Origin of the sequence: Corynebacterium jeikeium, assembly GCA_003955985.1 — a bacterium.
Taxonomy (GTDB): Bacteria; Actinomycetota; Actinomycetes; order Mycobacteriales; family Mycobacteriaceae; genus Corynebacterium; species Corynebacterium jeikeium_D.
Genome location: CP033784.1, coordinates 844,587 through 856,406, shown reverse-complemented (window position 1 = coordinate 856,406; position 11,820 = coordinate 844,587). Strand labels below are relative to the sequence as shown.

General features: G+C 57.4%; 12 protein-coding genes. 7 read left to right on the top strand and 5 right to left on the bottom strand.

Annotation, left to right across the window (positions count from 1 at the left end; genetic code table 11):
* Positions 1–63: 63 nt before the first annotated feature.
* From EGX79_03800 to EGX79_03780, 5 genes are read right to left on the bottom strand one after another with little or no spacing between them, the layout of a single operon-like run.
* Complete coding sequence (locus EGX79_03800; protein ID AYX81380.1) at positions 64–756, bottom strand: metal-dependent transcriptional regulator; 693 nt, start codon at positions 754–756, stop codon at positions 64–66.
* 3 nt (positions 757–759) lie between these two features.
* Complete coding sequence (locus tag EGX79_03795) at positions 760–1,578, bottom strand: metal ABC transporter permease (protein AYX81379.1); 819 nt, start codon at positions 1,576–1,578, stop codon at positions 760–762.
* Positions 1,571–2,401 carry a metal ABC transporter permease gene (locus tag EGX79_03790; GenBank protein ID AYX81378.1) on the bottom strand — a complete coding sequence of 277 codons (831 nt, stop codon included), beginning with the start codon at positions 2,399–2,401 and terminating at the stop codon, positions 1,571–1,573. The genes EGX79_03795 and EGX79_03790 overlap by 8 nt, the downstream gene beginning before the upstream one ends.
* Complete coding sequence (locus tag EGX79_03785; GenBank protein AYX81377.1) at positions 2,391–3,059, bottom strand: ATP-binding cassette domain-containing protein; 669 nt, start codon at positions 3,057–3,059, stop codon at positions 2,391–2,393. The genes EGX79_03790 and EGX79_03785 overlap by 11 nt, the downstream gene beginning before the upstream one ends.
* Positions 3,060–3,082: 23 nt before the next feature.
* A complete protein-coding gene (locus EGX79_03780) occupies positions 3,083–4,213 on the bottom strand; it encodes a zinc ABC transporter substrate-binding protein (protein AYX81376.1) in 1,131 nt (376 codons plus the stop codon).
* Between the two features lie 275 nt (positions 4,214–4,488).
* Here EGX79_03780 and arsC point away from each other — a divergent pair, with 275 nt between their 5' ends.
* The 7 genes from arsC (at position 4,489) to EGX79_03745 (ending at position 11,820) form a co-directional block, all read left to right on the top strand.
* Entirely contained in the window at positions 4,489–4,833 is a 345-nt protein-coding gene (arsC, locus tag EGX79_03775) for an arsenate reductase (glutaredoxin) (protein ID AYX81375.1), read from the top strand.
* A gap of 197 nt (positions 4,834–5,030) precedes the next feature.
* Positions 5,031–6,425, top strand: a complete 1,395-nt coding sequence (locus tag EGX79_03770) for an MFS transporter (protein AYX81374.1) — start codon at positions 5,031–5,033, stop codon at positions 6,423–6,425.
* Between the two features lie 157 nt (positions 6,426–6,582).
* Complete coding sequence (locus tag EGX79_03765; protein AYX81373.1) at positions 6,583–6,750, top strand: antitoxin; 168 nt, start codon at positions 6,583–6,585, stop codon at positions 6,748–6,750.
* A gap of 52 nt (positions 6,751–6,802) precedes the next feature.
* The gene (locus EGX79_03760) at positions 6,803–7,990 is read left to right on the top strand and encodes an iron ABC transporter permease (GenBank protein AYX81372.1); all 1,188 of its coding nucleotides are present in this window, start codon (positions 6,803–6,805) and stop codon (positions 7,988–7,990) included.
* A complete protein-coding gene (locus tag EGX79_03755; protein ID AYX81371.1) occupies positions 7,987–8,847 on the top strand; it encodes an ABC transporter ATP-binding protein in 861 nt (286 codons plus the stop codon). The genes EGX79_03760 and EGX79_03755 overlap by 4 nt, the downstream gene beginning before the upstream one ends.
* Before the next feature lie 111 nt (positions 8,848–8,958).
* Positions 8,959–9,984, top strand: a complete 1,026-nt coding sequence (locus EGX79_03750; protein ID AYX81370.1) for an ABC transporter substrate-binding protein — start codon at positions 8,959–8,961, stop codon at positions 9,982–9,984.
* Between the two features lie 21 nt (positions 9,985–10,005).
* Positions 10,006–11,820, top strand: coding sequence for an ATP-binding cassette domain-containing protein (locus EGX79_03745; protein AYX81369.1), 1,815 nt, complete (start codon positions 10,006–10,008; stop codon positions 11,818–11,820).

Below are 11,820 nucleotides of genomic sequence, written 5' to 3'. Positions count from 1 at the left end.
GCACTTTCGTCGGCCCAGTGAGATTCCGCGACACCTTATAGTAAGAGCGCGCTGCGGCTCTCGTCAGTTGGTTGTTGGAGTCGCCTTGATTGCCCATAGTGCCGAGTCTGCCACATGAATTTTCTTTGGCTCGTTATCGCCCACCTCATCGATGATGGCGAAGACATGCATACCTGCATATGGTGCGGCTTCGGCTCGGAGCACGGTCCCCGGGCCTACCCCTGATGTAGCCAAATAGCGCAGCAATTCAGGATCGGAGTCGTTAATACGATCGACTACCACCATCGCGCCAGCTTCGATATCCGTCAGGTCAGTGCGCACTGCGCTGGCGATGGTACCGCTGGCGCTGGGAATTGGATCGCCATGCGGATCGCGCTCAGGGAATCCCAGCATTGCATCAATGCGACTAATGAAATCATCCGAGACCGCATGCTCAAGCTTTTCAGCTTCCTCGTGAACCTCATCCCAGGTGTATCCCAGAGTCGAGACCAAGAAGCTTTCAATAAGCCGGTGGCGACGCACCATGATCAGCGCAATATCCCGCCCACGGTCCGACAGGCTAATGCCCCGGTACGGCTCGTGGTTGACAAGTCCACGTGCAGCTAGCTTCTTCACAGCTTCGCTGGCGGTGGGCTTCTTTTCACCCATCCGCTCAGCGACGTCGCCTAGTGCCACTTTTTCACCGGTGCGCTCGTGCAAATCCCAAATGACCTTGAGGTAGTCCTGGGTCTTTGCTGGTAAATCCTCCACGTGCATTCTTTAAACTCTAGCGTTATTGCGTGTTGCCGCAATCTTGAGGGGGACATAGAAACAACCGGCGCACACGCCAATACAGCCACCAACTGACAAGTTCGCCGCCACCGCAATGAATAGCCCCACCAGGCCAATCGCGATACCCATCAATGGTGCTAACACGAATAGCAAACGGGTATCGTTCACTACCCCAACCAGCGCAGCTGCCGGGGCAGCCAACAGCGCGATGGATAAAATCGTGCCGACAGCCGGAATCAGCGCCACCAGAGTCAACACAATCAGCCCGCTGATGACCAACTGTGCTCTTCTCCTCGAATGCGCGACCCCGAAAGACTCCGGATCGAATGTGAAGTAAATCAGCTGGCGCCACCGAGCCACCAGCACCAACGCCACCAGCAGCAAGAGGCCACCGGACAGCACAATATCAATCTTGTTCACGTTAAGTACGCTGCCGACCAGGAAGCTTTCTACCTTCACCGGCAACGGGGCGAACCACTTGTTCAGGAAGTAGCCCAGTGCGAACCCAAATGTCAGCACAATTCCTGCCGCCGAGGACGTCGTTCCCACCTTTGACAGACCGAACAGTGCCCCAATCGGAATACACATCAGAAATGCTCCGATAAAGAGGAACACCGAAATCCACGAGTGGCTCAGGCCGAGCGCTGCCGCAATAACAACGCCCACAACCGCGCCGGGAAAAGTCGCATGTGTAATCGCTTCTGCGAAGAACACTTGTTTTCCCAGCACCGCGAGCACCCCAACTACTCCAGCCAGGGCTCCTACCAGTATCAGTTCGATAATGGGCAAAATCAGGATGCTAGACACGGTCTCCTCCCAGCACGACGCGCAGCCCCAGTGCCATGAAATACAGTCCCACCGAGGTCAGCGCGACGACTGCCTGAGGCGACACCGGCCCCAAAGGCACCAGTGCCAAACCAACGATTCCGCTGAGGCAGCCCACTGCAATCGCAATCGGCACCATCACATGAACTCGGCGAGTCAGCAGTCTCGCCGCCGCTCCCGGCACGACCAGATATCCGACTACCAGAAGCACGCCCACAGCGCTTGCCGACGACACCACGACCGCAGCAATCGCCGCGTTAATGGTGAGGTCGATGCCCCACACATTGACGCCTGCGGCTTTGGCACCGAAGCGATCAAAGGCAACAAACACCTGCCGGCGCCAGGTCACTGCGATAAGAACCAAGGCGATGGCACAGACAATCAGGGCGCTGGTGAGACGGGAGTCAGTGACTTCCAGCAGTCGCCCGAACATGAGCGCTTCCAGCTGTCCTGACTGGTCACCTTTCTTCAGCGAGAGAATCACACCGATGGAAAAGAAGCTGGTCAGTACAACTGCCACTCCGGCTTCCGACATGTGCGAGCGCGATACCAAGGTCAGTGCTACTGCCACTACCACCGCAAATGCTGCAGCCACCGGGATAATCATGTCGATGCCGCCGAATACGGCACCGGCCACAATTCCGGGAAAAATCGAATGCACCATGGCCTCGGCATTGAACTCGAGGCCACGCAGGTTCACGATGACACCGACCAGGCCAGAGACCGCCCCGAGGGCAATCAGCAGCACTAGTGGCCTGAACATGAAAGGCGCTACCCCAAGCTCATTCGCAAGCTCAGTCCACATAGGCTGGCACCAACTTCGAGGTCGCACCAAAAGCCGGCTGCTCCGCCACAATTAATGTGTTTTCGCAGGTCTCCTCAGCAAGAACAAGATCATGGGTGGCCGCGATAATTGCCGTGCCATTTTCCTTCAGTTCGTTGAGGAGATTCAGCAGCATCGCCCGATTTTCAGTGTCGAGGCCGTTGAACGGCTCGTCGAGAAGCACGAGTTGCGGACGTGCGACGATGGCACGCGCCAACAGAACGCGTTGCTGCTGACCACCGGAGAGGTTGCCGAAACGTTCACTGGTGCGGTCGGCAAGCCCGACTTTGGCTAGCGCTGCGTGGATGCGTTCTTTGCGGTGTCCAAGCGGTTGGAAGGGGCGCAGTTCGTGCAGCACCCCCATGGCGACGACATCGAACGCCGTGACCGGAAAAGTGCGATCGAGGTCTGCCGACTGCGGGACGTAGGACACAATCTTCGCGTTGTTGTGCATCTCACCAGCGAGAAGACGAGTCCCACCTAGGATTCCGCGCAGCACAGTCGTTTTTCCAGAGCCATTGGCGCCGATGAGTGCAAGCCCGGTACCCGGCGCGACATTGGCGGTGATGTGATTGACGATGGGTACCGCCGTGTAGCCGAATGAGGCATCGCGGAGCGTGACTATGGGGTCAGCAGACATGGGGTTAGCTAAGCGGTTACGGCTCACTTGATGCCCTCTGGCAGCGGCGCGACAGTTCCGTCCCATGCCGTCACAACCTGAGTGACGTTGTGGATGATGGAACCGATGTAGGTCTCGCCGGCACTGCCAGCCGGACCAAGGGAGTCGCCGTAGAGTGCGTCCTCACCAACGATGGCCTTGACACCTGCGGCCTTGGCGATCGCCTCAATTGATTTCGAGTTGTTCGAGTTCTCCGCAAACAGCGCGGTTGCACCCGAGTCCTTCACGGTCTTTGCCGCCTCGGCGATATGCGCGGCCGTGGCATCCTGCTGCTCGTTGAAATCAGACAGCGCTGCGCCGATGAAGTTGATATTGAACTCGTGGGAGAAGTATCCAAAGGCATCGTGGCTGGTAAACAGCACAGGGTCCGACACGGTGGCGATGGACTTATTTGCCCACTCATCCAGCTGATTCAGCTTCTCCTGGTAGGCCGCAACGTGGTCGGCGATGGTGGACTTCAGCTCATTGTCGCCACGTTCCTCAGCGACCTGTTCCAGGGCATAGCCGATATTGGCAACCTGGATCTTGGCGTTCTTCGGTGAGGTCCATACATGCGGATCGAAGCGGAATTCCGCCTCCTCACCGGGTTCTTCCGGCGGGAATGGCCATGGGGCGACATCAATCTTTTCCACCCCTCGGTCGATGGTGTAGTTACCATTCTTCGCCTTCTCTGGTGGCAGTGGCTTTGTTTTGTCCGTGTCCTTGGCTGCCTTCATGGCATCTACGTCACCTGCAGTGAGAACGCCACTGGTTACTGCCATCGTTCCGGAAAAGCCCGAGGACTCAATCGCCTGATCCAGGAAGTGCTCCAGGTCAACGCCGTTGACGAACAAGAGATCGGCGTTACCAGTCTTGGTCAGCTGCTCGTGGGTCATTTCCAGCTCATGTGCTGTTGCATTCGGCGCCAACAGGCAGGTCAAATCAACTGCATCGATGTCCAGTTGCTTCACGTAATCACAAATCTGCGTCGTGGAAGCCACGACGTTGATTGGGTTCTCGCCGCTGGCTCCCTCACTGCTATCGCCACACGCTGCAAGGCCAGCGCCCGCTAGCAAAATCGAAAGACCCGCACACATGGACTTGGCTGATCGCGAAAGTTTTCCGGAAATTGTCATGTTGGTGTCCGCTCTTGATTGTTTGTTCCTGCTTTACGACGGCTACGCTGACCGGCCGCTTCAGTAAATCGGGTCACCTTAGGGGCGGTTGGGGCGCACTTCGCCGTTCATCTATCACATGTGAGAGTAAACCTAACGACAGCGATTTTCAACCTATTGAACTTAAGTGTTTTCGGTATGACATTTTTTAAGGATAAACATTGAACAAACCCTATCCGCAGGCCGTCACTCCACAGCGCCAACCCTTACGCCACAACATCGGCCATGATGGAGACATGGAAGCGAAGATTTATCACAACCCCCGCTGCTCAAAGTCCCGCCAGGCTCTCGCCGTACTGCGCGAAGCCGGAATCGAACCGGAAATCATCAAATACCTGGACACTCCCCCAACTAAGGCCGAGCTGCGCTCACTAATTAAGGCGGCCAGCCTGAATGTCATCGATGCTGTGCGTACGAAGGAAGCGGAGTTCAAGGAACTAGGGCTTTCCAGGGATTCCAGTGACGATGAACTCCTGGACGCAATGGTCGCGCACCCACGCCTGATTGAGCGCCCGTTTGTTGTCACTGACAAGGGGGTAAGGATAGCGCGTCCCACCGAGGCTATTAACGACATTCTTTAGGTGGCGACAAGCATTAATTGCTTTTACGCCAACCCCTCTCAAAGGCCTCCAAGACCGAGAGGTTAACAACCCGTTAACAAGGATTGACGCCACTGTAAACTCATCGCTGAAACGATAAAGCTCTCCGCCCGCTGCCCTAGCTCCCCACCCGGGTTGCATTAGAGGAAACGGCGGCCTTCAGCGAAAGGACTGTCATTATGAGCAGTCAGAGGCTCGGCTGGCTCAGCGCACCCGGCCCAGCAGCTCCCCTCCCCGAGGAAAAGATTGCCCCGACCTACCGGACCTGGCGATTCAACGTCTTCATGGGCATCTTCATCGGCTACGCGGGCTTCTACCTCATCAGAAATAACATCCCCCTGGTGTCCGCCGTACTGGAAAAGCACGACCTACTGGGCGCAGCCGGAATTGGCATCGTAGCCAATGCCGTGCTGTTCTCCTACGGCCTATCCAAATTCTTCATGGCCATGCTCTCCGACAGAGCCAATGCCAGGTACTTCCTCCCACTTGGCCTAGCACTGTCCGCGGTCGTAAACCTCTTTGTTGCGTTCGTCCCGGCCATCAGCGCTTCTGTTGCAGTATTCGCGACAGTCATGTTCATCAACGGTTGGTTCCAAGGCATGGGCTGGCCTCCCTCTGGACGAGTTGTCGTCCACTGGTTCTCGACATCCGAGCGTGGCACTTTGATGTCGATCTGGAACACTGCCCACAATGTTGGCGCCGCCGTCGGCGGTGCTCTGGCAGCCTGGGGCTTGCATTCGTTCGCCACTTCCGATGCCGACTGGACTCCCGCATTCTGGCTACCGGCGATTGTCGCGCTCGTGATTGCTGCCATCGCATTCCTGCTGATTCGAGACAACCCGCAATCCATGGGACTGCCTCCGGTAGAGGAATACCGTAACGACCCAGACAAGGTCGAAGGAACTAATGACGAGGCACAAGAACCCTGGTTCACAATCGTCAAGAACCATGTTCTTACCAATCCGGTTATCGTCATGTTGGCGCTGGCCAATGTGTTCGTCTACGCACTTCGTTACGGCGTTCTCAACTGGATTCCGATTTACCTGACAAACGAATTGCACAAGACCAACGTCACGGGCGGAATCATCGGATTCATGCTCTACGAGGGCGCAGCAATTGTGGGCACCCTGCTGTGCGGATGGGTCTCCGACAAGGTCTTCAAGGGTTGGCGCTCAGGCGCCGGCATGCTCTTCCTGATCGGCACCGGCATCACCATTTTCGCATACTGGCAGCTACCCGCTACGGCACCATTGTGGATGTTCTATGTACTCATCTCCCTGATCGGCGCACTCATTTACGGCCCAATCATGCTCATCGGACTGCAGGCCATCGACCTCTCGCCTAAGTATGTTGCGGGAACCGCAGCTGGTTTCACCGGATTGTTTGGCTACCTTCTCGGCGCAACACTCGCCTCCACTGGTGTCGGTCTCTTGATCGACTTCGCAGGCTGGAATGTCACATTCGCAACCCTCATTGGCGTTGTCGCTATTGCGTTTGTCCTTATGATCTTCGTCGGCAAGTACGAGCGCGATGTCATGCACAAGGCAGATGAAGCCCGCACCAAGACAGCTTAATAGCCACTCAATAGCCGTCAGTCACGGTGTTGCCAGTCGAATCCCGGATCCGCTCCGTGAGTCCAAAACGGTCGCAACGTCGCCAATTCATCGGTACACTCTATGCCGCAAACGAAAAAAACGCGAATAGACATTAAAAATGGAAGGAGTCTTCACCATGGGACTTATGGACAAGGCCAAGGAAGCACTGAGCAACGAAGAGAACACCGACAAGGTTCTGGACAAGGCTGAGCAGCTGGGCAAGGACAAGCTCGGCGAGGACAAGGCCGACCAGATCAAGAAGGTTCGCGACATGGCAGACGAGCGCCTGGGCGACAAGAAGTAAGCTACAGAGCTTCTTCACCCCGCATTAGCACCCTGTTTTCACAAGGGAGCTGGTGCGGGGTTTTGCTGTTCTTAGGGGACCCCACAGCCTCACCGACACGCCTTTATTGACAATTATTTTCAAATTGCGCATCATTAACCAAGTGAAAACTATTGTCGATAGAGCTTCTCTTCCGCGCACTCGAAAACAAAAACTTCGAGCCCGGCTCTTCGGCTTTCTACTTTTCCTGGCCGTCCCCGCCACAATCCTCTTGGCGATCTCCATAGGCCCCGCGGGAACAGGTTTCAGCAACGGCATCGTCGCGCTGCTCACCCCGCTCATCAAGACGCTTTCCGACGACCTCCCGGCTCTCAACCACCTTCTGCCAGAGATATCCCCTGCCACGCAATCACTTGTCTGGAGCATCCGGCTGCCCCGTGTCCTCCTTGCTGGACTGGTCGGTGCCTCGCTCGCTGTCGCAGGTGCAACTATGCAGGCAGTTTTTCGCAATCCGCTGGCCGAACCCGGTGTTACCGGTGTCTCCTCCGGTGCAGCAGTGGTAGCCGTCATTCTCATCGTCACTGGCGTGGCCGCGAAAGCACCGTGGGTTCTTTCGGCTGGCGCATTCATAGGCGCGTTGCTGGCTGTCATATTTGTCCAAATCGTCGCCGGTCTCAATGGCGGCAGTGGAGCCACCCTGTTGCTCGTCGGTATTGCACTCAACGCGTTCCTCGGCGCAGTCATCTCCGCCACCATCGCGAACGCGCCACACAGCGATGACGCTCAACAGGCCATGTTCTGGCTCAACGGCGATTTAACTGCTTCGAATTGGCAGGACATTGCACTGGCAGTCGGCCCCATTACCGTCGGCACGGTTATCTTGATGATGCTCATTCCCGAACTCAACCTGTTCCTCCTCGGCGAAGAACAGGCCGCTGCCACTGGTATGCGCACAGTGTGGATCCGGCAACTGCTGCTCGCCCTGGCTGCGTTAGTCACGGCAGCGGGCGTCGCTGTCACTGGCGTTATTTCCTTTGTCGGATTGGTCGTCCCGCACCTGATTCGCCTTGCCATCGGCCCCGATCACCGCAGCCTGCTGCCCATTTCTATGTGCCTCGGCGCAGTGTTTCTAATTCTCGCCGACCTCGTCGCCCGCAGTCTCTTTTCCCCAGTTGCTCTGCAAACTGGCACAGTCACCGCGTTCCTTGGCGCACCGGCGCTACTCGCGTTGATTCTTCGGCAAGGTGGCCGCCAGTCATGAGTCAGCAGACACAAAACCTCAGCGACCACGTCACTAAGCCAGACGCCGATAGCACCGCGCTGCTGCGGGCTACCGACCTCAGTGTCGGTTACCGCAATCGGACCGTCGTAAGTGGCGTGAACCTCGCTATTCGACCTGGCGAGGTCCACGGCATCATCGGTTCCAATGGCACCGGAAAATCCTCCTTGCTCCGTGCTATGGCGGGCATTGTGACACCGAGTTCGGGGCAGGTTGAGCTCCTCGGTGCGCCGCTGACGAAGCTTCGTGCCCACGAACGCGCCACCCGGTTGGCGTACCTGCCGCAGCACACACCGGCCGATGCCGCTATTGACGTTCGAACTGTCGTGGCACTCGGCAGGTACGCGCACCACCGTCGGCGTGACCGTTTCCACAGCTCACTGAACTCCACGGACCACGACATCGTCGCCTATGCCCTCGACCGCGTTGGTGTCACCGCACTCGCCGACCGTCCCATCACGGGTCTGTCCGGCGGGCAGCGGCAATTGGTGTTCATCGCAAAGCTATTGGCACAACAGGCCAAGGTCATGCTTTTCGACGAACCCACTGCGGCCTTGGACATCGGGTTTCAGCTGGAAATCCTCGAGCTGCTCGGCGAGCTTGCCGACGAGGGCCACGGTATCGGAGTCGTCCTTCATGACCTCAACCTCGCGGCCCGCAGCTGCCACCGGCTCAGTGTGATTCACAACGGCGGATTGGAAGTCACTGGTTCCGCCGAAGAAGTGCTGACGCCTCCCCGAATAGATGCGATTTATCGCATCTCCAGCGCTGTCGATACCGATCCACATACCGGTTCGGTGCGAGTGACGGCGTTGGCTCGGGCTCGCCCGGCTGACTGATTGCAGTTGGCTGTTTCAGACTGTCTGACTCACACTGTCTGATTCCAGCTAGCACCAACGCAACCGAAAACTCCCCAACAATCAAAACTCAACACTCAAGGAAGTACTTTCGTGTTTTCACCAACTTCTCCTATCTCTGCCTTGAAGCGAAACTCTAAAAAGGCCGTCACTCTGCCGTTGATTGCAGCACTCCCGCTCGCTGCGGTGGTCGCTTGTTCTTCCTCGGAGGAGACGGCGCAGCAGCCGTCGTCAAGCGAAACTTCGACAAACCAGCAGGCGCAGTGGCCGCGTACTGTGACCGTCGGCGATCACGACGTTACGGTGCAGAGCCAGCCGAAGCGCATCGTTGCACTGTCGACTGAGGTTGCGGATCTGGCGTTGGAACTGGTTGGGCCAGAGCGTGTCGTAGCCGTGACGAAGAATGCGCTCGATGAGAGCTCGGGTAATCAGGTTGGGCTGGCGCGTCAGGTTCCCAACGCGATTGCCAACTCCACGAAGCCGGATCCGGAGCAGATTCTGTCCTATGAGCCGGACATGGTGTTGATGACCAGCCGCCATGATCAGGAGCAGTCGGCAAGTGAGCTGCTGGGGGCCAGCGATGTTCCGACCGCGGCGTTTGCCAGCAGTGATTTCGCCTCGCCGAAGGCGCTGGCGGAGTCGGTGACCAAGCTCGGCAAGTTGCTCGGAGCCGAAGACAAGGCGGCCGAGATGGTTGCCAAGATTGAATCGGAAACCGAAGAGATTCTCTCGGAAATTGATTCCACAACTAAGCCAAAGACGCTGGTCCTGTTTGCCCGCGGTGGTCAGAAGATGATTATGGGCATGCAGTCGGCGACGACGAATCTCGTTGAGCTGGCCGGTGGCGAGCCGATTTCGCCAAAGGGTAAGCGCCCGGGTGCCGTTCCCGCTGATCCGGAAACAATTGTGCAGCTGAATCCGGATGTCATTTTGATTCAGGATTTCCACGGCCAGGGCAAGGCTCCATTCCAGGAGTTGCTGGATAATCCGGCGCTTGCCGACGTCGCTGCGGTCAAGAATGATCGAGTGCAACTAATTGATGCGAAGACGACCTCTGGCACCGCCGGAATGCACATGCCCGATGGACTGCGTGAGATCGCTGACGCACTGGCTAAATAGAAAATAGGTTTTCACGTCGCTATGTGGATTCATGAAGCACTGACTTCCCCACCCCGCCGAATGCACTGGGTTTTGTTATCCAGCTGGGGGCGCAGCTTTTTCTTCGCTCTCAGCGCCGTGTCTCTTGGATACACGCTCGATGCTCTAAGCAGTTTGTACGGCGGTGTCGCAGACACCAGTGGCGGCAACTGGTTTGGGCAGTGGGGACTTCATGAATCCCTGTCCGCTGCAATTGTGGCGGTCATTCTGGGAAGCCTCTGTGCTTATGTCACCGAGGCATTGCCACCACGGCTTGCTGGCGAGCAGGAAAAGCTGTGGCGCTCACATGTGGTTGGCAGTGTGCTGAAGCCGGAGTTTTCCGCTCCTGAACAAGCCCCGAAGCACGCGCATGGAAGAGGGCACGGTGGCGGGAAATCCGGTCACTCACACCGAAGCGCGTCCAACACTGGCGAAGGCCTACTCTTCGATGCCGCGACCACAAGCGTCGAACAGACCGCGAACTACCGAGCGACATTTCTCGCTCCCACGTTGGCCTCGTTTAGTGCTCCACTGATCATTTTGGCGGTCTGGGCTTTGTGGGTGGATACGAAAACCGCCTTGTGGCTGGCACTATTTTTCATTTCCACGCCGCTGATCATTATTGGTGCGGGAAAGATTCTGCGGAAATCCAATGCGACGTATCGCCGAAAGCAAGCGAAGGCCACGCATGCCTACTTGGAGATGCTCGAAGGGCTGGGAACATTCAAAGTTCTTGGAGCAATTGATCGAGTCATGGCACGTTTTGCCAGCCAAACTCGCACTGCGATGTCTGAGCTCACCGCCCTACTCGCCCGCAATCAGCTGATGATTATTGTCAACGACGCGGTTTTTGGTATTGCAATGTCGACGACCGCAATCGGTCTTGTCTTGCTGCGTTTGCAGGCAGATGCAATCAGCGTTGGCACAGCTCTCGCAGGCGTTTTCCTATCCGTTCTGCTCTACGAGCCCGTCAATCGCGTCGGCCGCACTTTCTACATCGGACTCGGCGGGCGCACGCATCGAAACGGAATAGTGGAGGTATTCGGTGAGCCTGCCGCTAAAGCGTTCACAACCGGAACAGCGCATTCCGCCAAAGCCTCCGCACCGCACGCACCGGAGATTTCCCTCCGCGATGTGAGCGTTGACATCGGCGAAAAGCGCATTCTCTCCGATATCAACCTGACAATTCCAGCCGGCAGCAGAGTCGGCATCGTTGGCCCCAGCGGTTCCGGAAAGAGCACACTCCTGCGTGTACTCGCAGGCCTACAGCCGCATTCCGGGGAAGTCTGCCTTGACAGCCACGCGCTTTCAACCCCGGAGTTGCTCGCCAACTCGCTGCTCATCTCCCAGCAACCAGCCATCTTCGGCACCACCGTCGCGGACAATCTTCGCATCGCATGCTCGGACGCAACGGCCGTCGATATGCGAAAAGCACTTCGCGACGTGCACTTACTCACCGAAATCGAGCAGCGCCCTGGTGGTCTCGATTCGGAGGTCGGCGATCAGGGCAATTGGCTCTCAGGCGGGCAACGACGCCGCCTGGCCATTGCGCGTGGTCTGCTCGGCGCCGCTCCGATTGTGCTTCTCGACGAGCCGACAGCGGACATCGATCGTCGGACGGAAGGTCTCATCAAGGAGTCCTTGACCCGCCTTGCTGAAGGACGAACGAGCATCATGGTCGCTCACCGCATGGAAGCGCTATCGGACGTTGATCTGGTCATTGTCGTCGCCGAAGGCCGGATCGTGGCTGCGGGCAAACCCGACCAACTGAGCACAAGCAATGAGTATTACGCACGAGCGCTGACCGAGGAGAGCTGA